This is a genomic window from Solwaraspora sp. WMMD1047 (assembly GCF_029626155.1).
Classification (GTDB): domain Bacteria; phylum Actinomycetota; class Actinomycetes; order Mycobacteriales; family Micromonosporaceae; genus WMMD1047.
This window is the reverse complement of sequence record NZ_JARUBL010000001.1, coordinates 1760076-1784530: the sequence shown is the minus strand read 5'-3', so window position 1 is coordinate 1784530 and position 24455 is coordinate 1760076. Positions and strand designations below refer to the sequence as shown.

20 protein-coding genes are annotated in these 24455 nt (G+C 68.8%); 9 read left to right on the top strand and 11 right to left on the bottom strand.

Going from position 1 to position 24455, the window contains the following annotated elements:
• Positions 1 to 18 precede the first annotated feature (18 nt).
• Positions 19 to 438, top strand: coding sequence for a PRC-barrel domain-containing protein (locus O7627_RS08315; RefSeq protein ID WP_278092919.1), 420 nt, complete (start codon positions 19 to 21; stop codon positions 436 to 438).
• Positions 439 to 515: 77 nt separating this feature from the next.
• On the opposite strand, the gene O7627_RS08310 is transcribed toward O7627_RS08315, so the two are convergent.
• Positions 516 to 2324 (bottom strand): Hsp70 family protein, encoded by a 1809-nt coding sequence (locus O7627_RS08310; protein ID WP_278098204.1) that lies wholly within the window; start codon positions 2322 to 2324, stop codon positions 516 to 518.
• Between the two features lie 142 nt (positions 2325 to 2466).
• On the opposite strand from O7627_RS08310, the gene O7627_RS08305 reads away from it, so the two are divergent.
• Positions 2467 to 3291 (top strand): hypothetical protein, encoded by an 825-nt coding sequence (locus tag O7627_RS08305; protein ID WP_278092918.1) that lies wholly within the window; start codon positions 2467 to 2469, stop codon positions 3289 to 3291.
• Positions 3292 to 3367: 76 nt separating this feature from the next.
• On the opposite strand, the gene katG is transcribed toward O7627_RS08305, so the two are convergent.
• Together katG and O7627_RS08295 are read right to left on the bottom strand one after the other, a co-directional pair.
• Positions 3368 to 5620 (bottom strand): catalase/peroxidase HPI, encoded by a 2253-nt coding sequence (katG, locus tag O7627_RS08300; RefSeq protein ID WP_278092917.1) that lies wholly within the window; start codon positions 5618 to 5620, stop codon positions 3368 to 3370.
• A gap of 16 nt (positions 5621 to 5636) precedes the next feature.
• Positions 5637 to 6068, bottom strand: coding sequence for a Fur family transcriptional regulator (locus O7627_RS08295; protein WP_278092916.1), 432 nt, complete (start codon positions 6066 to 6068; stop codon positions 5637 to 5639).
• 406 nt (positions 6069 to 6474) lie between these two features.
• Between O7627_RS08295 and O7627_RS08290 the strand changes: the two genes are divergently transcribed.
• The gene (locus O7627_RS08290; RefSeq protein WP_278092915.1) at positions 6475 to 9168 is read left to right on the top strand and encodes an RICIN domain-containing protein; all 2694 of its coding nucleotides are present in this window, start codon (positions 6475 to 6477) and stop codon (positions 9166 to 9168) included.
• A gap of 40 nt (positions 9169 to 9208) precedes the next feature.
• On the opposite strand, the gene O7627_RS08285 is transcribed toward O7627_RS08290, so the two are convergent.
• On the bottom strand, positions 9209 to 10864 hold the full coding sequence (locus O7627_RS08285; RefSeq protein WP_278092914.1) for a glycoside hydrolase family 44 protein: 1656 nt from the start codon (positions 10862 to 10864) through the stop codon (positions 9209 to 9211).
• A gap of 137 nt (positions 10865 to 11001) precedes the next feature.
• Between O7627_RS08285 and O7627_RS08280 the strand changes: the two genes are divergently transcribed.
• The 4 genes from O7627_RS08280 (at position 11002) to O7627_RS08265 (ending at position 13860) form a co-directional block, all read left to right on the top strand.
• Entirely contained in the window at positions 11002 to 11322 is a 321-nt protein-coding gene (locus O7627_RS08280; protein ID WP_278092913.1) for a helix-turn-helix transcriptional regulator, read from the top strand.
• Positions 11319 to 12074, top strand: a complete 756-nt coding sequence (locus O7627_RS08275) for a hypothetical protein (protein ID WP_278092912.1) — start codon at positions 11319 to 11321, stop codon at positions 12072 to 12074. The genes O7627_RS08280 and O7627_RS08275 overlap by 4 nt, the downstream gene beginning before the upstream one ends.
• Before the next feature lie 47 nt (positions 12075 to 12121).
• Positions 12122 to 12820 carry a hypothetical protein gene (locus O7627_RS08270; RefSeq protein WP_278092911.1) on the top strand — a complete coding sequence of 233 codons (699 nt, stop codon included), beginning with the start codon at positions 12122 to 12124 and terminating at the stop codon, positions 12818 to 12820.
• A gap of 149 nt (positions 12821 to 12969) precedes the next feature.
• Positions 12970 to 13860, top strand: coding sequence for a hypothetical protein (locus O7627_RS08265; RefSeq protein WP_347404647.1), 891 nt, complete (start codon positions 12970 to 12972; stop codon positions 13858 to 13860).
• On the opposite strand, the gene O7627_RS08260 is transcribed toward O7627_RS08265, so the two are convergent.
• On the bottom strand, positions 13850 to 14095 hold the full coding sequence (locus O7627_RS08260; RefSeq protein ID WP_278092909.1) for a DUF4326 domain-containing protein: 246 nt from the start codon (positions 14093 to 14095) through the stop codon (positions 13850 to 13852). The two genes, O7627_RS08265 and O7627_RS08260, sit on opposite strands and share 11 nt — an antisense overlap.
• A 653-nt stretch (positions 14096 to 14748) precedes the next feature.
• On the opposite strand from O7627_RS08260, the gene O7627_RS08255 reads away from it, so the two are divergent.
• The gene (locus O7627_RS08255) at positions 14749 to 16809 is read left to right on the top strand and encodes a PhoX family phosphatase (RefSeq protein WP_278092908.1); all 2061 of its coding nucleotides are present in this window, start codon (positions 14749 to 14751) and stop codon (positions 16807 to 16809) included.
• Positions 16810 to 16863: 54 nt separating this feature from the next.
• Here O7627_RS08255 and O7627_RS08250 read toward each other — a convergent pair whose 3' ends face one another.
• Both O7627_RS08250 and O7627_RS08245 read right to left on the bottom strand, forming a co-directional pair.
• Positions 16864 to 17772, bottom strand: a complete 909-nt coding sequence (locus O7627_RS08250; protein ID WP_278092907.1) for a class I SAM-dependent methyltransferase — start codon at positions 17770 to 17772, stop codon at positions 16864 to 16866.
• Positions 17773 to 17953: 181 nt separating this feature from the next.
• On the bottom strand, positions 17954 to 18964 hold the full coding sequence (locus O7627_RS08245; RefSeq protein ID WP_347404646.1) for an aminoglycoside phosphotransferase family protein: 1011 nt from the start codon (positions 18962 to 18964) through the stop codon (positions 17954 to 17956).
• Between the two features lie 65 nt (positions 18965 to 19029).
• On the opposite strand from O7627_RS08245, the gene O7627_RS08240 reads away from it, so the two are divergent.
• A complete protein-coding gene (locus tag O7627_RS08240; RefSeq protein WP_278092906.1) occupies positions 19030 to 19815 on the top strand; it encodes an inositol monophosphatase family protein in 786 nt (261 codons plus the stop codon).
• 8 nt (positions 19816 to 19823) lie between these two features.
• Here the strand turns inward: O7627_RS08240 and O7627_RS08235 are convergent, their stop codons facing one another.
• The 4 genes from O7627_RS08235 to O7627_RS08220 all read right to left on the bottom strand — a co-directional run bounded on the left by O7627_RS08235 (position 19824) and on the right by O7627_RS08220 (position 24427).
• A complete protein-coding gene (locus tag O7627_RS08235) occupies positions 19824 to 20723 on the bottom strand; it encodes an aminoglycoside phosphotransferase family protein (protein ID WP_278092905.1) in 900 nt (299 codons plus the stop codon).
• Between the two features lie 39 nt (positions 20724 to 20762).
• Positions 20763 to 21650, bottom strand: a complete 888-nt coding sequence (locus O7627_RS08230; protein WP_278092904.1) for a TauD/TfdA family dioxygenase — start codon at positions 21648 to 21650, stop codon at positions 20763 to 20765.
• 94 nt (positions 21651 to 21744) lie between these two features.
• Positions 21745 to 23115 carry a thymidine phosphorylase gene (locus O7627_RS08225; protein WP_278092903.1) on the bottom strand — a complete coding sequence of 457 codons (1371 nt, stop codon included), beginning with the start codon at positions 23113 to 23115 and terminating at the stop codon, positions 21745 to 21747.
• Positions 23108 to 24427 carry an aminotransferase class III-fold pyridoxal phosphate-dependent enzyme gene (locus O7627_RS08220; protein WP_278092902.1) on the bottom strand — a complete coding sequence of 440 codons (1320 nt, stop codon included), beginning with the start codon at positions 24425 to 24427 and terminating at the stop codon, positions 23108 to 23110. The genes O7627_RS08225 and O7627_RS08220 overlap by 8 nt, the downstream gene beginning before the upstream one ends.
• Positions 24428 to 24455 lie beyond the last annotated feature (28 nt).

Sequence of the window (24455 nt, the reverse complement as noted above, 5' to 3'; positions counted from 1 at the left end):
CACAGAAAGGAGAAGCCCATGCGGACCCACGGCATCGCCAAACTCAGAAAGCTCAGCGACACCACCGAGGCCCTGGCCGACCCGGCCGAGGACATCCGGGGCAGGAAGGTCCACGACAAGCAGGACAACGACATCGGCAAGGTCGACGACCTGCTGATCGACGAGAATGAGCACAAGGTACGGCTGCTGCGGGTGGAGCACGGTGGCATCCTCGGCTTCGGCGCCACCGCCTCCTTCATTCCGGTCGACGCGGTCACCCGCATCACCGACGAGGTCGTATACGTCGACGTCACCCGCGAACGGGTCTCCGGTGCCCCGCGCTACGACCCGGACATCGTCGATCAGGCCGACGTCTACGAGGACCTCTACGGCTACTACGGCTTCGCCCCGTTCTGGGGTCCGGGGTACATGTACCCGGGGTACCCGTTGTACCGCTAGGTCCAGTTCACCCCAGCCCGTGTGGGCCAGGCGACGGTGGGAACGGGTCGGCCGTGGTTGTTCACCGCCGGCCGGTCTCATCGCGCGGCCCGCCGGGCGAGCCACGCCAGCAACACCACCACGGGGTACCCGAAGAGCGTGTCGATCGCCACCCGGCTGAGCGGCGGCTCGTACGTCCAGTCGAGGACGACGAGAAGCAGCAGGTTCGACAGCGCGCCGGCAGCGGCGGCGATGGCCAGCCGCACGGGGCCGAGCCTGGCGGTCGCCGCGAGCGCCGCCTCGACCGCGAGGCCGGCGACGACAAAGCCGCCGAGCAGCGCCACGAACCAGGCATCCGGATAGTGCTCCCAGTAGTAGATCTCGACCGGGGTGCCCCACGGCATGTCGAAGAAGGTCCGGCCGGCGCGCACCAGCGCGAGGCCGACCAGGCCGGCGGCGACACCCGCCACCACCTGCGCGACCAGGGCGGTCCCCCGCCGGCTGCTCCACAGCCCGGCCAGCAGACCGGCCACCGGCATGAGCTGCCAGGCGTACCGTTCCGTCCACCACGGGAGGGCGCCGTCCTCGGAGGTCACCAGGGGGTAGGCGGTGGTCGCCGCGCCGACCAGCACACCGAGCAGCACCGCTACGGCGAAGTCGACCCTCGACCGGCGCGCCGGCCCGGCCACCGACGGCGGCGCCGCCTCCGTCGGACCTGGTTGATCAGCGGCAGCCGGTGCCTGGTCACCGGCCGCCGGGCCGGGTGACCCGGCCGGCGGGACCGGTGCCGAATCGGCCCTGGCCGCACCGATGCCGATCGGCGACGACCCGCCCGGCGCGGATCCCCCTTCCCTGGGCGGGGCGGCGAGGCTGCCGTGGGCGACCACCAGCTCCGGCTGGTCGATGACCGTCGGCGCTACGCCGAGCGCCCGGTGCAACATGGTGGCGACCAACGGAATCCGGCTGGACCCACCGACCAGGAACACCCCGGCCAGCCGGTCGGCGGCGACGCCGCTGGCGAACAACGTCGACGTGGTGAGGGCCACGGTCCGGTCCAGCAGCGGCCGCGCCAGCCGGTCGAACTCGTCCCGGGTGAGGTAAAGGTCCCGAGCCAGCCAGGGCAGCACGATCGGCGCCGTGACCGCCCGGCTGAGCTGTTCCTTGGCGAGCCGCGCCTCCTGCTGCGCCTGCTGCCGTCGCCGCCGTCCGTCCAGCCCGGCGTCGAACCTCCAGCCGGCTCCGGCTGCGTCCGCCTGGGTGGCCGTCCAGGCCACGATCGCGTCGTCGATGTCGACCCCGCCGACGTCGTCGAGCCCGGCCGCGGCGAGCACCTCCCAGCCGCCGTCGGCCAGCCGGCGGACGGCGCTGATATCGAACGTACCGCCGCCGAGGTCGTACACCACGAGGGTGCCGCCCGGCCCCACCCGGTGCCCGAGCACCTCGGTGAAGTAGAGCGCCGCGGCCACCGGTTCGGCCATCAACCGGACGGCGCCCAGTCCGGCGCCGGCCGCGGCCTCCGCCAGAATCCGGCGGCGGTGCGCGCCCCAGCCGGCCGGGTGGGTCAACACCACCGGCCGGGGTGCGACGCCCAGCGCCCGCTGTCCGGTCTGCGCCACCCGGACGAGTACCGCCTGGAAGACCTCGGACACGGTCGTCTCGACATCACCCAGCAGCAACGTCCCATCGTCGATACGACGCTTGGGATTGGGCTCCAGCCGACCGGGGTCGACCCGGGAGCCGCGCAGGGCGTCGTGGCCCACGAGCAGTTGACCGTCCGGCTGGGCGAAGACCGCAGACGGCAGCAGCGGCGACACGTCGAACAACAGCGACTCGGTCCGGCCGCCCGGCATCCGTAGCGCGGCGACGGTGTGCGAGGTGCCGAAGTCGACGCCGAGGACGGCTGGCATGGCGAACACCCGACGGACGGTACCAACGGTCGTGCTCCTTCGGTCTCCCTGCCGACATCGGATTCGAACCGGCCGGCCGATTGGGATACTGTGTCGCGCGTCTATTCCAGGAGACCTCATCGTCTACGGGGGAGTTACTTACATGTCACTGTGGAAGAGAACCGGCGTGCTGGCGGTTTCCGCGCTCACCGCGCTCGCCGTCACGGCCTGTGGCACCGAATCCGGCTCGTCGGAGACGGCCAGGCAGCAGAGTGTGCTGGAACTGCTCGCCACCGATCTCAAGGCTTCGTTGCAGAAGACGGTCGAGAGCGCCGACAAGGCCGAGTCGGTGACCCTGACCATGCAGGGCACGATGGCGGGCGAGAAGCTCTCCATGCAGGGCACTGTGGATCTGCGTGACCCGGTCAAGGCGGAATTGAAGGCGTCGGACACCGACGGCTCGTCGACGACCATTCGCATGATCGGTACCGCGATCTACGTCGAGATCCCGGAGGAGGACCGCGCTGACACCGGCGGCAAGCGCTGGATGAAGATCGACGTGTCCGCCGCCGGCGGGCAGCAGGGGCAGGACTACAGCCGGCAGCTCGACGAGGTCGACCCGGTTCGGCAGGTCAAGACCCTGCTCGGCATGGAGGGCACCACCGTCGTCGGCGAGGAGACGGTGAACGGGGTCAAGACCGTCCGCTACACCAACACCAGCCCGGTGGCGACCTACCTCGGGCAGCTCGACGCCGAGCAGCGGGCGGACGCCGAGAAGGCCCTGGCCAAGGAGAACGTCACCGAGGTCAAGCTCGATCTCTGGGTCGACGAGCAGTACCAGCCGCGCCGGGCGCACATGGTGATGGGCGCCGCCGGCGACCTGACGGTCGACTACACCGACTACAACAAGCCGGTGACCGTCGAGGCGCCGCCAGCGGCGGAGACCACCGACCTCAACGAGATGCTGGCCGGTCTGACCGACCAGTAACAGCGAACAGCACGACCGAGCCCCGGCCGATCCAGTCGCTGGATCGACCGGGGCTCGTCGTATCGGTGGACCCGGGTCAGCTCAGGTCGAACCGGTCGAGCTCCATCACCTTGGTCCAGGCGGCGACGAAGTCGGCCACGAACTTCTCCCGGGCGTCCTGGCTGGCGTAGACCTCGGACAGGGCCCGCAGCTGGGAGTTCGAGCCGAAGATGAGGTCGACCGCGGTGGCGGTCCACTTCACCTCGTCGGTGGCCAGGTCGCGGATCTCGTACACGTGCTCGTCGGTCTCCGACGCCTTCCACCGGGTGCCCGGCGAGAGCAGGTTGGTGAAGAAGTCGTTGCTGAGCACCCCCGGCCGGTCGGTCAGCACGCCGTGGGAGGCGCCGCCGACGTTGGCCCCGAGCGACCGCAGGCCGCCGACGAGGACGGTCATCTCGGGTGCGGTCAGGTTGAGCATGTACGCGCGGTCGACGAGCAGCACCTCCGGCTGGGTCTTCTCGCCGGGGCGCAGGTAGTTGCGGAAGCCGTCGGCGCGTGGTTCGAGGACCCGGAAGGACTCGACGTCGGTCTGCTCGGCGGTGGCGTCGGTGCGGCCCGGCCGGAACGGCACGGTCACCTCGACTCCCGCGTCGCGGGCCGCCTTCTCGACGGCGGCCGAGCCGGCCAGCACGATCAGGTCGGCGAGCGAGATCTGCGCGCCGCCGGCCGCGTTGAACTCCTGCTGGATGCCTTCGAGGGTGGCCAGCACGGTGGCGAGCTGCTCCGGCTGGTTCACCTCCCAGCTGCGCTGCGGTTCGAGCCGGATCCGCGCGCCGTTGGCGCCGCCGCGCTTGTCGGTGTAGCGGAAGCTGGCCGCCGAGGCCCAGGCGGTGGAGACCAGCTGGGCGATGGTGAGGCCGGACGCCAGGATCTTCGCCTTGAGGGCGGCGATGTCGGCGGCGCCGACGACATCACCGGTGCTGGCCGGCACCGGGTCCTGCCAGAGCTGGGCCTCCGGGACCCACGGGCCGAGGAAGCGGCTGACCGGACCCATGTCACGGTGCAGCAGCTTGTACCAGGCCTTCGCGAACGCCAGCGCGAACTCGTCGGGGTTTTCCAGGAAGCGGCGCGAGATCTGCTCGTAGACCGGGTCGACGCGCAGCGCCAGGTCGGTGGTGAGCATCGTCGGCTTGTGCTTCTTCGCCGGGTCGTGCGCGTCCGGGATGATCGCCTCGGCGTCCTTGGCGACCCACTGCTTCGCGCCGCCCGGGCTGGTGGTCAGCTCCCACTCGTAGCCGAAGAGGATCTCGAAGAAGCGGTTGCTCCACTGGGTCGGCCGGTCGGTCCAGGTCACCTCGAGGCCGCTGGTGATGGTGTCGGCGCCCTTGCCGCTGCCGTGGGTGCTCAGCCAGCCCAGACCCTGCGCCTCCAGCGGGGCGCCCTCGGGCTCCGGACCGACGTGGTCGTCGGCGACGCCGGCGCCGTGGGTCTTGCCGAAGGTGTGGCCGCCGGCGATGAGGGCGACGGTCTCCTCGTCGTTCATCGCCATCCGGGCGAAGGTCTCCCGGATGAAGTACGCCGCCGCGGCGGGGTCCGCGTTGCCGCGCGGGCCCTCCGGATTGACGTATATCAGCCCCATCTCGGTCGCGCCGACGCCGCCGACCATCTCCTGCTCGGAGGCGTAGCGCTCGTCACCGAGCCAGGTGTCCTCCGGCCCCCAGAAGATCTCCTCCGGCTCCCAGACGTCCTCGCGGCCGAAGCCGAAGCCGAAGGTCTTGAAGCCCATCGACTCCAGGGCGACGTTGCCGGCGAGGACGAGCAGGTCGGCCCAGGAGATCTTCTGGCCGTACTTCTGCTTGACCGGCCAGAGCAGCCGGCGGGCCTTGTCGAGGTTGGCGTTGTCCGGCCAGCTGTTCAGCGGGGCGAACCGCTGACCGCCGTCGCCGGCCCCACCGCGGCCGTCCTCGATCCGGTAGGTGCCGGCCGCGTGCCAGCTGAGCCGGATCATCAGGCCGCCGTAGTGGCCGAAGTCGGCCGGCCACCAGTCCTGCGAGGTGGTGAGGACCTGGGTGATGTCCCGCTTGAGGGCCTCGACGTCGAGCTTGGTGAACTCCTCGGCGTAGCTGAAGTGCTCCCCGAGCGGGTTGCCCTTCGACGAGTGGGCGTGCAGCACCGAGAGGTCGAGCTGGTTGGGCCACCAGTCCCGGTTGGTACGCGGCCGGCCGCCGGTCTTCGGCGTCGGCGAGTCGATCGCCGGGTTCTCGCTCTCGCTGCCCTGCGCGGTCACGGAGTCGTGCGCGACCGGGCAGCCGGCCGCCTCCTTCTTGTCGACACCCTGGGGATCGCTCATCTGCTCTTTCCTTCCCTCACTGGCTGATACGTTCCGTCGCGCATTCGGGGCAGGTGCCCCAGTAGACGACCTCCGCCTCGTCGACCACGAAGCCGTGGTCGTCGGAGGCGGTGAGACAGGGGGCGGTGCCGACGGCGCACTCGACGTCGGCGATCGCCCCGCAGGAGCGGCACACGACATGGTGGTGGTTGTCCCCCACCCGCGACTCGTAGCGGGCGGTGGCACCGGCTGGTTGGATGCGCCGGACCAGGCCGGCGTCGGTGAACGCGCGGAGTACGTCGTACACCGCCTGGTGCGAGACCTTGGGGTGGTCGGCCCGGACCAGGGTGATCACGGTCTCGGTGTCGACGTGCGGGTGCTCGCGCAGGGCCGCGAGCACCGCCAACCGGGGCCGGGTCACCCGTAGCGAGACCGCGCGTAGCTGGGTCTCAAGGTCCGACGAGGTCATGCGGCCAACCTAGTGCACTCTTCTGGAATCAATCAAATCTGGCTCGCCGCTCGTGAGCAAAACCGCAGCTCACAGGCATTGTGGCAATCGGCACGCCCCCACCCGACGCGCCACAACCTCCGCGGCCGGGCCCTGGATTCGTCGGACGACGTCGAGACGGCATCGCACCATACTGGGCGTCGTGTGGCGTTCTATACGCTTTCGCGCATTGACGGCCTCCAATTGACGGTTGCATTCATCACATGTGTCACCTACGCTTCGGAGGCAAGACTTTCGTAGCGATTGACAAAAGAGTGCGGTCGCACAACAGAAGTCCCCTCGCCGGTCTTTCGTGGCGTCGCTGTTCCGTACTCGTCGCTCGATAGGCACCTCGGCCCAGGTCGACGACCAGTGAGAGGAACAGTGCGTGAAACCAATCGTGTCCAGCGCCCGCACGGCGTTGTTGGCGTTCGCGGTGCTCGCCGCCGCCACCCTGCCCGCGGTGCTGGCGGGCCCGCTACCCGCCTCCGCCGCGGTCCAGCAGACCTACTACGTCGCCCCCGACGGCAACGACGCCAATCCGGGAACACTCCAGTCCCCGTTCCGGACCCTGCAGCGGGCACGCGACGTGGTCCGGACCGTGAACGCGAACATGACCGGCGACATCAACGTCTTCCTTCGCGGCGGGACCTATCCGGTCAGCAGCACCATCGAGTTCGGCCCGGGCGACTCCGGCACCAACGGGCACCGCATCGTCTACGCCGCCTACTCCGGTGAGCGGCCGGTGCTCGACGGCGGCGTCCAGGTGACCGGGTGGAGCCAGCACAGCGGCAACATCTGGAAGGCGCCGCTCGACCGGGCCAACAAGCTGCGGGCGCTCTACGTCAACGACAAGCGCGCCTACATGGCCTCCAAGACCATCAACTCGGCGGGCTGCCACGGCAGCTACAACATCACCGCCGGGCAGGCCGCGTGGGCCTGGGAGTCGGGGTCGCAGTGCGACGGCATCCGCTACAACTCGGCCGACTTTCCGGCCATCGCGCGCAACGCCGACGACATCGAGATCGAGACGGCGACCACCTGGACCACGGCGATCGTGGGCGTCCGCCAGGTGACCACCGAGGGCGGCAGCCGGGTCGCGCTGCTCCAGCAGCCGGGCGCGGCCATCGCCCAGGGCGCCTTCAACGGCAACGCCCAGGTCAACGGCAGCCACAAGGTCATGAACGCGTACGAGTTCCTGGACGCGCCGGGCGAGTTCTTCTTCGACAAGGGCAGCCGGACGGTCTACTACTACAAGAGCAGCACCGAGAACATGGCCACCGCGACGGTCTACGCGCCGAACAACGTGACCACGCTGCTGCGGGTCGCCGGTACCGCGACGAACAGCCACGCCCGCAACATCACCTTCTCCGGCCTCACCGTGCAGCACTCCGACTGGAACCTGTTCAACGTGGCCGGCTCCTCCTTCAAACAGGCGCAGCAGGGCAACCTGGGCGCGCAGGCGTACGCGAAGGGGAACTTCCACGTCTACTACTACCGCAACGTCGACGTCGTGCCCGGCGCCATCCAGATCCAGAACGCCGACGGCATCCTGCTGGAGCGCAACCGGGTCCAGCACACCGGCGCCGACGGAGTCAGCATGGTCAACGACGTGCAGAACTCGCAGCTGATCGGCAACCACACCAACGACATCGCCGGGTCGGCCTTCTCGGTGGGCCATCCGCAGCACGTCTACATCGGAGACCACACGTCGAGCAACCGGGAGAAGTACTCCCCCCAGGTCGAGGGACTACCGAAGAACATCGACATCAGGAACAACTACCTGTACGACAGCGCGGTGCTCTTCAACGGGCACAGCCCGATCACCGCGTACTTCATCGACACCCTCACCATCCAGCGCAACCGGATCGAGAAGGCCCCGTGGTCGGGCATCACGCTCGGCTGGGGCTGGTGGAACTTCGACGGGTCGTCCGGCTCGATCGTGCCGAACCGCCCCACCACGACGGCGCGGAACAACACGATCAGCCACAACCACATCATCGACACGGTGCAGCGGCTCAGCGACACCGGCCCGATCTACACGCTGGGCAGCCAGCCGGGAACCACGGTCACCAACAACTATCTGCAGGGCGTGCCCGCAGGTCACAAGTACGGGCTGCACCCGGACGAGGGATCGGCGTTCATGACGTTCCGCGACAACGTCCTGAGCATCGACAAGAACGTCACCTGGATGATCAACTCGGACGACTTCGGCCGCAAGCACGACCTGAGCATCACCCAGATCTACGGGCCGATAAACAAGGTCTCCAACAAGAACCTGCCGAACAGCACCATCCACGACATCCTCGTCTCGTCCGACTACGTCTGGCCGGCGGCGGCGTACGCGATCGCCGCCAACTCCGGGCTGGAGGACGCGTACCGGGACATCATTCCGGCGGCCAACCTCTCGCTGCCGGACTACGCCCTGCCGGCCAGCACCTTCGTCACCAGCGCCACGGCGACGATCCCGATCCGCAGCACCGGCGACCCGGCCAGGTCGGTCTGGCTGGCGCCGGCCGGCACCACCAACTTCGCGGCCGGCCCGACGATGACCCGGGCGGCGGGCAACGCCACCTCCATCGCCGTGCCGTCCACCCAGGGTGAGTACCGGCTCTACGTGGTCGACACGCAGGGCAACCGGTCGGCCCAGTCGAACTCGATCGTCCGGCAGCAGGCCGGCGGCACCACCCCGCAGGGCAACCGGCTCGTCGGCGGCCAGTCGGGCCGCTGCGTCGACGTGCCGAACTCGTCCACCAGCAACGGCACCCAGGTGCAGCTCTGGGACTGCGGCGGCGGGACGAACCAGCAGTGGTCGTACACCGCTAACAAGCAGCTGACCGGGATCGGCAACAAGTGCCTGGACGCGAACGGTGCGGGCACCGCCAACGGCACCACGGTCATCATCTGGGACTGCCACGGCGGTCTGAACCAGCAGTGGAACCTCAATGCCAACGGCACCATCACCAACGGCCAGTCCGGGCTCTGCCTCGACGCGAACGGTGCCGCCACCGCCAACGGCACCAGGATCATCCTCTGGTCCTGCAACGGTGGCGCCAACCAGCAGTGGAGCCTGCGCAACTGATTGACGCCCCGGGGCCGGACGTGGCCGGCCCCGGGGTCCCTCAGCGTCGGTGCTTCGGCAGGACCAGCAGCGTGATGGAGTTCGCCGGGTAGGTCGCGCGGACGCCGCCGCGGCTCACTTTGAGATCGTCGCCCCGGGTGATGGAGGTCAGATCGGCCGCGCTGTAGGTGAACCGCTGCGCCTTGCCCCGGCCGTGGAAACCGTCGACCGAGACCCGCGCGGCGAGGTCGCCGCCCGTCTTGTTGATCACCATGACGGTCAGCGCCTTGTCGGACGAGCGTTGCGCGGCGTAGACCGCCAACTGCCCCTGGTCGCCGCTGACCGCCGAGACGCTCACGTCGCCGAACCGGCCGCCGGCTCCGTCGTAGTTGCGGAACATCCGGAACGCGTACGCGCCGGGGTCGGCCGGTTTGGGCTCGCCCCAGATGGTGGCCAGGTCCAGCCCCTCCCGGCCGAAGATGCCGAGCACGTCGGCCTGCGCCAGCGCCCCGTTGATGTGGTCCAGCGCACCCCAGTTGTACTCGGTGATGGCGGTCTTCGTACCGGGGTAGTACTGCGCGATCCACGCCTTCATGGTGCGAATGAACTGCAGCGGCGGCGCGTTCACCCCACCCGGGCCGATCCACGACTCCTCGACGTACGTCGGGTCCCAGAGCGAGCGGGTGGACCGCAACCGCAGCGCGTTGGCCTCCGGGTCCGTGCCCCCGCTGATCTGCGGGTAGTAGTGCTGGTCGAAGTAGTCGAGGAACCGCCGGCCGCCGTTGGCGTCGCTGAAGTCCTTCATGTTCTTCAGGTACCACTGGGACAGGTTCAGCCCGCCGTGCGCGGCCGCGTCCTCGCCGGGCGCGCAGCCGTCCAGCCCGGAGGCGATCCATTCGCAGTAGCCCCAGCCGGATGGGCCGAGCACCGCCGCGCTCGGGTCGGCGGTCTTGATCGCGGCGGCCGTCGCGGTGCCCTTGCCGCCCAGCTCGTCGTAGCTCACCGGTTCGGGGTGCACGTCGCGGTGGGTGTGGCTCCACAGCACCGGCTCGTTGTCGAGCTCGTAGATCGAGACGCCGCCGCGCGATGCCCGACCGAACTGGTCGACCAGGTGCGACACCATTTCGCCCGCGAACGACGCGTCCGCCGGGATCGAGGTGTCCGTGGGGTCGGCCCCGGTGAGTTCCGTGTCGTTGAGCCGGCCGTTGCCGCAGTTGGCGTCCCACGGGTCGAACTGGTCCTGCTCGGGGAAGCGGGTCGCCGGGAAGCCGCAGGCGAACGGGTGTTCCCGGGGCGAGTCCTTCGCCACCCATCCGATCAGCGGGACGGTGACCACCTGCTTGATGCCGAGGTCCCGGTTGCGCTGGACGAACGCCTCAAGGGTGTTCTCCGGCCCGGCCACGATGTTCTCGAAGTACCAGTCGCTGCCGGTGTTGTAGGTGTGGTTCTTGAAGTTGTAGCGGCTGCTCGTGTTGCCGCCCCAGCGCGCGACCGGCATGCCGAGCTCGGCGAGGAGCGCGGGATCGCCGCCGTTCATGCCGTAGATGTCCGGGCTGATCCGATGCCGGGCGGCGGACACGTCCACCGTCAGCGCGAACCCGGCATCGGCGACCGCCGGGCTGGCGACCGTCTGGGCGGCCAGCAGCCCCGCCACCAGAGACCCGGCCGCGCCGAGGGCCGTGGCCGCCCGCAGCCGCCGCCGTCGCTGAACACCCATCAGTGCCTCCTCATCGCCGATCAGCTCGGAACACTCACCGGAAGATATTAGCGACCGTCTATTTAAGGTCAATCAGGCGAACGCCGGGCACCAGCGGGGGCTATGCAGAACTATGACTAGCTATATAGAATACGGGTATGCCCAACCTGAGAATGACGACGCCGCGCCTGCTGGCGTTGCGGACGTTTCTGGCCGAGCCGGAACGCGAGAGGTACGGCCTCGATCTGGCCCTGGAAGCCGGACTCGAGCCGGGCACCGTCTACCCGATCCTCGTGGCGTTCGAGAACGCGGGATGGCTGGTCAGCCGCGAGGAGGACGTGGACCCACACACCGAAGGCCGCCCGCGGCGCCGCTACTACCGGCTGACACCTACCGGTGTCGCTGCGGCCAGGCAGGCTCAGGTGGCCGCGGAGCAACGTCGCCGTCGGGCCGGAGCCAGGGAAGGCTTCGCGTGGTGAGCGCGGAACGTGCGACGACGACGTCTTCTGCCGCAGCCGGGCTGCCCACCGCCCAACGGTGGATGATCGCGGCACTGGCCGCAGCCCTGCCGGCGCACTTCCGGGACCGGCAGCGGGATGAGTGGACAGCCGACCTGCTGGTGCTGTCCGCTTCACCGGGTGGGCCGGCCCGATGGCGGTACCTGCTCGGCGCCGCCTGGACACTGCCATCGTTGCGTCGTCTCGCCAAGGGCGGCCGGACGGCCGACGGCGGCCTGGCCACACCCGCGACTCCGGCCGCCCTCACTGCCGCCCGAGTGCTCATCCCGAGCGTGAGCTGGCCGTTGCTCGGTTGGCTGGGGGCGCTCGCCGTGCCGCACCAGGCGAGAACCGGTGGTCTGTTCACCGTGGTGATGGTGGGCGCGTGGGCGAACATGATAGGTCTACTGGCGGTCGTCGGCATGGCCTTGGTCACGCTGGTGGTCGCACTGCTGGAGTGGCGGCGTACGGCCCGGCACCGGCTGCGTACCGCCGGGATCGGCATGGCGATGTTGTTCGCGGTCGTGGTGTTCCAGTGCCTGGCGTTCCTGCCCGACCGGGGCATCATCGTGGCCATGATGGGGGGCGCGGGGGCGTGGCTCAGCTACACGGCGCCTGCCCTGCCGAGGCATTACCACATCGCGCTGCGCGTTATCGCGGTTGCCGGCCTGGCGGTAGCCGTCATCAACTGGACGCCGCTGGGCGCAGGCCTGGGCAGCGAGTACCTGGACTGACCGGAGCAGCGGGCCAGCCGGAACGATTCGCTACGGCACCATGGTGCATGCCTCGATGGGGTGCGGCTGTCGTCGTCGCCGGTCTGCTCGCGTGGGCTGCGCTGGCGACGCCGCTGAGCGTCACTGTCGGCGAGTACTTCGCCTACTACGACCCACAGTCAGATCCGGAACGGCTGGCGCACCACCGCGACCTGGCGGCGCACGTCTACACGACCGGGCACTGGTTCGGGCAGCTCATCGCGGCGCTTGTCGGCGTCTGGCTGGTCGCCCGTTCGGGGGCGTACCGCCCCGCGACGGTCATCCGGGCAGCTCTGATCGGTGTGCTGCTCGGTCTCGGCACCGGTACGGTGGCGATCGCCGCCGGCATCCCCCGGCTGCGTACCACCGGGTACCCGAGTGTGGCACCCGACCCGACCATGCTGTCCGATCCCGCAGTGCGCTGGTGCCTGTTCGCGAGTCTTACGTGCTTTCCGCTGTGGACGCTGATCGGGGCAGCGATCGCACGGCTGATGCGTAGGCGCGCGATGCTCGCCGCCGTCGTGACGGTTCTTTGCCAACCCGCCACGCTCGTCTTGACAGTGGGAGCGGTCGCGCCGCCGTCGAGCCATCCGGTGGCGGTGGCGGTGATCGCCGACGCCGGCCGGGGCGCGCTGATGATGCCGGCGATCCTGCTCGCTTGGGCCGCGCTGGCTACCGCTGCGGCGATTCTCGTGAGCCGACGGCGGACCGGCAGGTTTCACACCTGACGTTGATCAGCAGGGCCGTACCTGTGCACCCCGACGCGAAGGTCAAGGTGCGCCCAGCCGCGCGGATCGCCTCCGACGGCTAGCGCCTCATCGATTTAGATGCGAAGCTATCCATGTAACGAGAAGTACACCAGAAGCTACGTTAAGCGATGTTGGTGGTTCCGTTGGGACAACTTCCGTTGTGGGGACCAGGCGCGGACGAGAATCCGCCGTCGAAGCCAGTACTGACACGACCAACGACACTCCGACTCCTGATCACCGTGAAGGCGGCCCCCAATCCCTCCGCCCGCTACGGAGAGACAGTCTGCGTCGGCGCGCTCGGCCTGGACACGCCCTGGACCGGCTGGATTCGGCTCTACCCGATCCACTTTCGAGATCTGGCCGACGACAGCAAGTTCCGCAAGTACGACATCGTCCACCTCGATGCGCTGCCGGCCAGGCAGGACCAGCGCCGCGAGAGCTGGAAGCCGATCGTGGACACCATCACCACCGAGCAGCACCTGACCAACCAGCAGTCACGGCGGAATTTTCTCGATCCACTCGTCGAAGACTCCATGTGCCGGCTCAACGAGCAGACCCGCGACGACCCGAGCGCACGATCGATCGCATTGGTTCGCGCCGCCGACATCTCGGCCCTACAGGTCAAGCGCCATCCCGGCTGGTCGGTGGAGGATCGCAAGAAGATAGCTGGCTACCTCCACCAGCTAGACCTACTGGAGCCGTCCAAGCGCAGCCCTCTTCAGGCACCGCGATTCACCGGCGCCTTCCGCTACCGATGCGCAGACCGCCGCTGCCGCGGTCACCAGCAGACCCTCTGGGACTGGGAGTTCGTCGCCCTACAACGTCGTCTGAGCCAGCTCACCGACGCGGAGGCTGCCGAGCAGCTTAGACACAAGTTCCTCACCCAGCTCTGCGCCGCCGACCGCGACGTCGCCTTCTACGTGGGCAATCAAGCGGCAAGACCGCAATCCTTCAGCATCGGCGGCGTCTACGCACCCCGACGGCCCACCGCCCGTTACCGACTACGCGTCAACCGATGATCTCGGCCAGCACATCAGCGTGGCAGGCATCCTCAACGCGGCACCAACACGCCAACTGCTTTCCGGCGAGTTCCCGACGCGCCCGCTCGACAAGCGCTGGCTGCCCCACGAGCCACTGTCTGTACATGCGCAGTGCCTCAGCCCGATCATGACTGCGAAGACCGAACGGATTGGCCCAGGGAGAGCGCCGCAACCCGAACCCCTGCCGCCCGACGTAGACGGCTCCAGGCGGCACCACTGGGTGGTAAAGGTTCCCCTGCACTCGAACCCTCGACTGCGCCCCCACGCGGCCAGCGTAACTGTCCACGACGGGCCGGGAAGGAGGGCTCGCCAGTGCATCGCGTCCCGGCCAGCCAGCCCGTCCAACGGCTCCCGAGCACCCACCGAGCGACCACCCAACGCCCCAGGCACGAAAAGGCCCCAACCCGGCGTGGAACTACAGGTCAGGGCCTTGATCTTGTGGTACGCCGCGTAGGACTCGAACCTACAACCCGCGGATTAAGAGCCGGCGTCAAGCGCTGCTCTACGATCCCTCGAAGGTCCTACCAGTCCACATTCAGGACGATATCACCTGGTTGCCCCGCACGAACATGCCGATCCATCCACGGAGGCGAACCACATCCACCGACGGTCGAGCACCCGTCGAGCACCCCGATATGGCCAAACTTCCGCCTATCTGCCTGGGAACGAGCCGCTGATGCGGTAACGGTGATCGCCGAACGGTCTGAGCTATAGGACAACCTCGAACTCCATCGCCACCGACCGGAATCCGCATCCTCGTCGATCTCGGGCACCACAACATCGCTACCTCCCGTTAATCTGGCGTTTTGCCACAAAGGACCTTGGACAACGATCCACATCGGCACAGAACATGAGGTAGAGACGAAGATGCCAGTGCGACCCACCCTGCTCACCCTGCTACCGGTCCGCGGATCGGGCTCACGCAGCGCGGCGACCTGTCACTACCGTTGTGGCGACGCCTGCAGCAGCCGGGAGCCCAACACCTCCGACAACACGCACTTCTCCGACCTCGTGGAGCGGTCGCTGTCGCGGCGCGCACTGCTGCGCGGTGCCGTGCTCGGTGCCGGAACCCTGGTCCTGGGACACCATGTGGACATCCCCGCGGCGGCCGCAGCCGAGCCGACCGCCGGTCATCCCGCCGGCGGACCGCACGGGATCAGCGTTGCCCGAGGGGCGTGGACGCCGGTCGCCCCGAACATTCGGGACGAGGTCACCGTCGCGCAGGGGTTCCGGTCGCAGGTCGTGATGTCCTGGGGTGATGCCGTGCTTCCGGGCGCGCCCCCGTTCGACGTGCTGCGCCAGACCCCGGAGGCAGCCGCCTTGCAGTTCGGGTACAACTGCGACTACGTGGCCGTCCTGCCCCTGAAGCAGGATCGCTTGCTGTTGGTGTGCAATCACGAGTACACCAACGAGGAGCTGATGTATCCGGCGGGAGTGTACGACGCGGACACCACCAGCAGGATCGCGATCCAGTCGCACGGCATGTCGGTGGTCGAGCTGACACGCGGACGGGACGGATCGTTCGTGCCGGTCGCACCGAGCCGGTCCAAGTTCAACCGCCGGATCACTGGCTACACCGAGTTTCGCATCGACGGGCCGGCCGCCGGCGATCCGCGGCTGAGGACGGCGGCCGACCCGACCGGCACACGGGTGCTCGGAACGCTCCAGAACTGCTCGGGCGGCACGACGCCCTGGGGCACGGTCTTGTCGGGGGAGGAGAACTTCAACGCCTACTTCGACGCCCGTGACGGTGCGACGCTTGACCCGCGCTACACCGAGAGCTACGCCCGCTACGGCGTCGAGGTCGAGGAGTTCCGCGCCTGGCGAAACGTGGATCCGCGGTTCGACCTGGAGACCGAGCCGCACGAGCCGTTCCGGTTCGGGTGGATCGTGGAGATCGACCCCTACGATCCGCGATCGACGCCCCGCAAGCACACCATGCTCGGGCGCTTCAAGCACGAAGGCGCCAACATCGCCGTCTCCGACGCGGGGCACGCTGTCGCCTACATGGGCGACGACCAGCGCGGCGAATACCTGTACAAGTTCGTCTCACGCGACAGGATCGACACCCGCGCGACGCGCAGGGCTCGGCAGCACAACATGGGCCTGCTCACCACGGGCACGCTCTACGCCGCCCGGCTGACCGGCGACGGCCTGCCCGACGGCGAGTATGACGGCTGGGGCGAGTGGATCCCCCTTGCCAGCGACACGACGTCCTTCGTCGAAGGCATGACGGTCGCCGACGTCCTGATCGACACCCGCATCGCGGCCGACCGGGTCGGCGCGACCAAGATGGACCGACCCGAGGACGTCGAGCCGCACCCCACCAGCGGCCGCGTCTACGCCGCGTTGACCAACAACTCCTCCCGCGGCAGCACCGCCTATCCGGTGGACGAGGCCAACCCGCTGGGCCGGTGCCATGTGCGCTCCGAACTCGGCGCTCCGCTGACCGAGACGAGTGGAAACCGGAACGGCTACGTCGTGGAGCTGGAGGAGGCCGGCACCGACCACGGCAGCACGACGTTCTCTTGGCGCCTGCTCCTGGTGTGCGGCGACCCGGAGGCACCCGAGACACACTTCGCCGGATATCCCAAGGACCGCGTCAGCCCGATCAGCTGCCCGGACAACCTGACCTTCGACAGCGTCGGCAACCTGTGGGTGGCGACCGACGGCAACGCCCTCGGCTCGAACGACGGCCTCTTCCGGGTGCCGCTGGCAGGGCCCCGGCGGGGACAGGTGCAGCAGTTCGCGACCGTTCCGGTGGGCGCCGAGCCATGCGGACCGTTCCTCAGCCACGATGACCGGGCCGTGTGGCTGGCTGTGCAGCATCCCGGCGAGACTGACGACTCCACCTTCGAGGCGCCTTCCAGCACGTGGCCGCACACCCACGCGTTCCCGCGGCCCTCGGTCGTCGTGATCACCTCCTGAGTCGATCGGGCCGGGAGGGTCGATCTGGTGAGACCGACCCTCCCGGCCCCGGCCTCAGGCCATCGTCGCGCGGATGACGAGCATCGGCGCGCCGTACACGGTGAACATCGTGAAGCCCCAGTACGTCGACTCGATCGAGGTGGCGCCGAGGGCGGTGAGCAGGGACTCCCACTCGGCCGCCGACCGGTACGACATGGGATAGGCGACCGTCTCGGCCTTCATGAGGCAGGACGAGACGTCGATCAGCGCGAGGGCGGCGACCTTGTCCTCTTCGCTCAGGCTCCGGTACTGCTGGGTCAGGGCGTTGTCGGTCAGGCCGGGCCGGTCGGCCCACGAGTCCTCGACGATGAGGATCTGTCCCCCCGGGCGCACGATGCGACCCGCCTCGGCGAGCAGCGCTTCCTGCACGGGTTTGGTCCAGTGGTGCAGAGCCACGCGGAAGGCCACGGTGTCGGCGCTGTCGTCGTCCAGCGGGACCTTGGTCACGTCGTCCTGCAGGAGGAAGTCGAGGCGCTCGCCGGTGAGGACGTTCGGATCGTTACGGTGATCGACTCCTGCGACGCGCTTGACAGCAGGGTTCACGCGTAGCAGGTAGTCGCCGAACCCGTTGTTGTGGTTGCCCATGTCCACGACGTGGCCGTGCGCCCGGTCGAGGCCGGCGACCAGCAGGCTCCGATGCCAGGCGCCCTCCTTGTCGCTGGTCAGACGCGCACCGAACCCGGCTTCATCCCATTTCGCGCGGCAGTCCGCGAAGACGGCGTCGACTTCCTCGACACTGCCGCACGCCTCTAGCCGGGCCAGGCTGTCGCCGACCAGGCGGCCGGCGTCCGAGCCGGCATGCAGGGCATAGGTCACCGGCACCGCCTCCCGGATCAGGTCGAACGCGGCCGTACGCGCACGGAAGTCGTAGTAGATCCGCTGCGCTTCGACACCGAGGTAGGAATCGACGAGCGTGACAGACACTGCTTGTTCCCTTCTTGACGCGGAATCCGCGTCGCTGAGTGGCGGCCGGTGGCCTTCTGGGCACCAGCGCATGGGGTGATGACCACGCGGAGGCAGGGGTCCGAGCCTTTCAGACCGAAGGCCGCCGCGCCGGCGGCTCGCCTTCCTGTTCCACGGGGCAGAACTCAGGGTGGGCGGAGGGTCAGCGCGCACCGTACTCGGCGAAGATCTCGTCGAGCACCCGACGCGAGTTCACGGCATGGGCGTCCGACGCGCCCACACTGTTGGCGCAGGACACCAGCGTCTTCCACAACGCCCAGCCGCGGCCGCGCGACCACAGCGCGTCGTCGACGGCCAACCGCTCCCGGAAGACCTGGCGACCTTCGGCGGTCAGCAGCGTCCACGCGATCGCCAGGTCACACGCGGGGTCGCCGACGCCGCAGGTGCCGAAGTCGATGACGGCTGACAGCCTGCCCTCCTCGAGCAGCAGGTTGCCCTGCGCCAGGTCGCCGTGGAACCAGACGTCGACGCCGTCCCACTTCGCGTCCAACGCCTGCTGCCAGATCTCGAGTGCCAGCTCGCCGTCGATGTGGCCGCGCAGGTCCGCCAGCGCGTCGCGCGCCGTCTCGTCGTAGGTGAGAAGGGTCGCGCCGCGGAACCAGTTGTGAATTCCCGGCTGCGGTCCTGCGGTCGCGTCGACGCGCTGCAACGCACCGACGAAGTCGGCCAGGTCCTCCGCGAGACCGATCGGATCAGCCACCGTCTCGAAGCTCGCGGGCCGACCCTCGATCCACTCGTAGACCGACCAGGCGAACGGGTAGTCCGCTGCCGGCTCGCCCTTGGCGAGCGGAACGGGGATCGGGCGCGGCAGAGACCGGGCCAGCACCGGGAGCCACCGGTGCTCCTTGTCGACGGCCAGGGCGTACTGCTGCGCGCTGGGCAGCCGAAGCAGCATCGTGTCGCCGAGGTGGAAGGTGAAGTTGTCCCAACCACCGTTCTCCACCGGCACGACGGGGAGGGCGGCCCACTCGGGGAACTGATCGGCAACAAGGCGCTTGACCTGTTCGGCGTCGATCGAGACGCGCTCCGGCCTGGGACCGAGGTCGGGGATGTCGATGTCGTTCAAGAGGAACCCTTGTCTGAGTCGGGGACATGGCCGGGTATACGGACGATAGGCTGCCGCGAGTGAATCCAGATCGGTGCCATCAGGCACCGGCACACGTGGTCCCGCGCCGGCGGTGGAAGCGACATGGCACGCATCGATGAGGAATCCTCCGTATGACCTATCTCAGCTTGCCAGACTTCGACGAATTGCGTGCGCTCGCCGAGGCGGCTGCCGCGTCGGCCGGCAGGGTCATCGGCGAGCACCTCGGCGACCGGCGGACGCTGCATCTGAAGTCCTCTCCGTCCGATCCGGTGACCGAGCTGGACAAACGCAGTGAGGCAGAGATTCTGTGGTTGCTCGACCGCAGCCGGCCGGATGACGGCATCCTGTCTGAGGAGAGTCCGCGCAAGCCGTCGGTGAGCGGGGTCCGCTGGGTTGTCGACGCTCTGGACGGCACCGTGAACCACCTCTACGGGATCGCGCACTGCGCTGTGAGCATCGCGGCCGAGGTCGATGATGGACACGGCTGGACGGCGGTCGCCGGGGTGGTGCACGACCAGATCCGGGCGGAGACCTTCTCCGCGTCCCGTGGTGGCGGTGCCGCGCTCAACGGACGACCACTGCGGGTCAACGAACCGGTGCCGCTCTCGCAGGCTCTCGTCGCCACCGAGTTCTCCTATGCGGCGGCGTCGCGCAGTCGGCAGGTGGAGGTGCTGCGACGGGTGCTTCCAGGCGCACGTGACATCCGGTGCACCGGTAGTTCCGCCCTCGACCTGTGCTGGACGGCGGCCGGCCGCTTCGACGCGTTCTACGAGGACGAGTTGCAGCGGTGGGACTGGGCGGCCGGCCGGTTGATCCTGGAGGAGGCAGGCGGCCGCACGGCCCACCTCGGCACCGGCGTCCTGGGGGCAGGCCCGGCTCTGTACCACGAGCTGGCCCCGATTCTCGGCATCGCCTGACGGCGCTGTCACCCGTTGCGCAGGAAGTCGTCGACGGCGTCCTGCGCCGCACGGCGGCTGAATCCGGCGAGCACGGGATTGCTGTCGTGGTAGTAGGCGGCGGCGATCACGCCGATGCACAGTGCCCAGCCCCGTCCGCGTGCCCACGTGTCGTCATCGACCGTCAGGCAGTGCCGGAAGGTCGCCCGTCCGGCTGCCGTCAACAGCATCCACGCCCCGGACAGGTCCAGTGCGGGGTCGCCCACGCTGAGCATCTCCCAGTCGATAACCGCACTCAGCACGCCGTTGTCCACCAGCACGTTCCCTGGGTGCAGGTCGCCGTGTGACCACACCAACCGACCCGGCCAGTCCGGAGTCTTGACCGCGGCCTCCCATGCCGCGGTGGCGGCCGCGGTGTCGAACGACGTGATGTTCGCCAGCGCCTGCCGGACCACCGGGTCCCGCACCGCCAGCGGCAGGCCCCGCATTCCGCTGTGCTCCCCGGACAGCGGCCCACCGGTGATCGGGATCTGCTGCAGTTCCCCGACGAGCGTCGCCAGTTGGCGTGCCGTCACGTGCTCGTCGGTCGCCGGCGTGCGAACGGCCTCGTCACCATCCAACCAGGTGTAGACCGACCAGTGCCAGGGAAAGTCGTCTCCCGGCCGGCAGGCGTGCACCAGGGTCGGGATACGCAGGGTCAGGTGTTCGCCGAGCGCGGGCAGCCAACGCTGCTCCTTGCGGATGTGGTCGGCGCACCATGCGGTCTGCGGCAGCCGTACGGTGAGCTCGTCGCCGAGCCGGTAGATGGTGTTGTTGACACCCGCGGTCATGAGGCGCTTGAGCGGCAGCTCGGCGAGCTGTGGCGCCTGGGACCGCAGGAGCCGCCGTACCAGCTCGTCGTCCGCCTCGATCCGCAGTTCATCGGACATGCCGAGGTTCTCCCTCCCATGAGGTCCGAGCTGGGCTGGTCATGGGACCGACGGGTGCCGGAGGAACAGGCCCCGGTACATGCAGCGGCGCTGGTCGGGGGCGTCCCGGTAGGCGGTGCGGCCGTGGGAGATCCTGGTGTTGTCGAACATGATCGCCTGCCCGGTCGCCACCTTGAACTCCGTATAGTGGGCACTGCCCGGTGCGCTGGCCTCGGCGAGGAATTTGATTCCGCGCCACAGGTCGTCCTCGTTCACCTCGTCCGGCACGGCCCACGAGTCGGTGTCCGTCACGCTGTACCGGGAGACGAGGGCTCCGTCGACGACGGACACGATCGGGCCGCGGTTCTCATCGGTGCATCCGTTGATGTTGGCCGTGCGGACGAGCGTGCCTGGTGTGGTCATCGCGACGGCCGCAGCCGGGTCCCGCGCCAGGAGTTCCACGAAGGCCGCGGAGGTGTTGAACAGTGTCGTCAGACCACCCTCGGCGGCGGCGCACTCGCAGACGAGCATCCCGGCCTTGACGAATCCGATGTCCTGCAGCGTGCCGTCGGTATGCAGCCGCTGGCAGTCGGCTCGGCCGAAGGAAGGATGGTCGGCGTCGACGGTGCCGGAGTTCTGTGCCGCGGAGATGCGGGAGAACGGGGCGGGCTTGCTGGCGCCCATCGTGTACAGCGGCGGGATGAACGGATCGCCGAGACGCAGCGATGCCCCCAGGGCCACCAGCGTGGCCGGCACCGGTGGGTCGCAGACCAGTTCGACGACACAGAAGCCGTTCTGTTCATAGCGCTGGACGATCTCGCGTGCGGTCGTCGAGTCGAGGTCGGATGCCTGCGCGACGGTGACGGGTCGGTCCGGGATCGCGGCGAAAGACGTGATCACTCCGGCGGCGGCGGTTGACAGTTCTTGCAGGCTCAGGCCAGTCGACATGCTCGGTTCCCCCATTGGTGTGCCTCAGGATGTGGCTGTGGATGCTTCGTCGTGCGCCCTGGTCGTGACGCGCGAGGACGGTTCCGGTCAAGATCTAGTCGACCGGACCGTGTGACGGGTAGATCTGGTGGATCATTTGTGGTGCCTGCACAGGCTCGTCACTGATCGTGAAGGCCCGGGTCAGCAGATCCACGGCCAAATCGTGATCGCCACCGTTGTAGTGCAACTCGGCCAGTGTCTGGCCTGCCTCGACCCGGCTGCCGACGTGCGAGTTCACCCACACGCCAGACCCGTGGTCGAGCGGTGCCCGATGCGCGAGACGACCAGCCCCGACGTGGACGGAGGCCATACCAACGGCGCGCGGGGCGACATCGCTGACCCAGCCCGCGCGGTCGGCGATGATGGGCACCACGTGCTTGGCGCCCGGCAGCAGTTCCGGTCGCTCAAGAACCCGGCGATCGGCGCCCTGCGCCGATGCCCACTCCAGGAATCGCTCGTGAGCCGCGCCGCCGGCGACCGCCTTCGCGATGCGGGCATCCGCGTCCGCGTCGCAGAGCGCGGGATCCGCGCTCTGCAGCAGGAGCCGAGCCAGCACCGAGCAGGCTTCCCACAACCCGGGGACCTGCTCGCCCCGCAAGAAGGACAACGTTTCCTTGATCTCGAGCGCGTTGCCCACCGCCCGCCCCAGCGGCTGGCTCATGTCACTGAGCACCGCCCCGCAGGTCAGCCCGAACTGCCTCGCGAGCCGCAGCATCGTCTCCGCCAACAGCCCGGCTTCGGATCGGTCCGGGATGAGTGCTCCGGCGCCGGTCTTGACATCCAGCACGAGCCCGCTGGCCCCGACGGCCACCTTCTTGCTCACGATGCTCGCGGCGATCAGGGGAATGCTCTCCACGGTGCCGGTGACGTCGCGCAAGGCGTAGGTGGCACCGTCGCCGGGCGCCAGCGCCGGACTCTGGCTGACGATGGTCATCCCCACTCGCTCGACAAGCGCGTAGATGTCGTCCGGTCCCAGGTCCAAGCGGATGCCCGGGATCGCTTCGAGCTTGTCGATCGTGCCGCCGGCGTGACCCAGCCCGCGTCCGCTCATCTTCACCACGGCCACACCGCATGCGGCGACGATCGGCGCCACCACCAGGCTGACCTTGTCACCGACGCCACCGGTGCTGTGCTTGTCGAGGACCACACGGCCCAGCCGGCCGAGGTGCAACCGCTCCCCACCGCTGACATAGGCGTCGGTGAGTTCCGTGAGCTCGGCCAGGTCCAAGCCGCGGCACGCGATGGTGGCCAGCCAGGCCGCCATCTGATGGTCCGGGACCCGGCCGTTGACATAATCGTCCACCACGCCGCGGATGTCCGCGGCCGGCAGTTGTGCGCCCTGCCGCTTGGCGACGATGGAAGCCTGGATCCGGGACGAGGCCCGCGCCTGCTCGGTCCCCGTATGATCGCCGCTCATCTCAGCCATCGACGCCGTCCAGCGCCGAGCGCATACGGCTGACGATGTCGTCGATGACGTCGGCGTCGGCGGTCAGCGGCGGAACGACCATCACGATCGGCCCTTGCTGGCGCACCAACAGTCGCTGCTTTCGGGCGCCCTCCGCCAGCGCGGCCGCGCTGTCGTCGCCGTCCATCTCGAGGATGACAAGCATGCCCAGGCCGCGGACGTCTCGCACGACAGAGCGGTCGATCGACGAGGCAAGCCCGTCCAACAGGCGGGTCCCCATGCGGCGGGCGTTGTCGACCAGACCGTCCTTCTCGATGACGTCCAACACCGCGATACTCGCCGCACACGCCACGGGGTGACCACTCGTCGTGTGTCCGTACCGCACGCCGCCGAAGAAGGGGTCGTCGACGAAAGTCTGGTACACGTAGTCCTGGATCGCCACCGCCGCGATGGGAGCGTAGCCGCCGCTGAGTCCCTTGCTGCTGACCACGATGTCGGGCGTGATCTCCTCGTGCTGGAACCCGAACATGCGCCCGGTGCGGCCGATCCCGGTGAATACCTCGTCGATGATCAGCAGGACGCCGTGCTCGTCGCACAACTTCCGCAAGCCGCGCAGGAAGCCCGGCGGCAGCACCACCCCTCCCCCGACATTGATCAGTGGCTCGACGAGCACGGCCATCGGCGCGTCGGCTGGATCCTGGGTGATGGCCTCGGCGAACGCGGCGAGCAGCAGCGGGCTGGTCGCGGGGTCACGGGCGTCCCGGTCGGTTCCGGGGATGGTCACCGGGGTGACCCGGATCGGGTCGTTGAACCAGTGGGCGGTCGGCCCGAGCTGGGACAGACTGCGCGCCAAGGTGGTGGAGCCGTGGTAGCCACGGGCGAACGTCACCACCCGCGTCCGGGGCCGGCCGAGGTGGGCGTGGTAGGAGGCGGCGACGAAGCAGGCCGCCTCGATGCCCTCACTGCCGCTGTTGGTGAACAGGATGCGCGAGAGTTCGGCCGGCAGGTGTGCCGACAGCCGTCGCGCGAGCCGCGCGGCAACGTCGTGATCGTGCATGGACAGGTCGACGCCCTGCATACGGGCCATCTGGTCGCTGGCGGCTGCGACGATCTCCAACCGCCCGTACCCGCACGCGGCGTTCAGCGAGGACGCGTCGATGTACTCCGTGCCGTCGGCGTCCCACAGGCGCTCGCCGAGGGCCCGGTCGGCCATGACACGGCCCGGTGACTCCACAATGGGCGACCAGGGACGAATGACGGGATGGTCCATCGCGACGGCTCTTGACTGGTCAGCAGCCCTCGCACGATGATCCGACTTGCTCAAGATTCCCATGGCCAGCCTCCCCGCCCCAATGTATGGG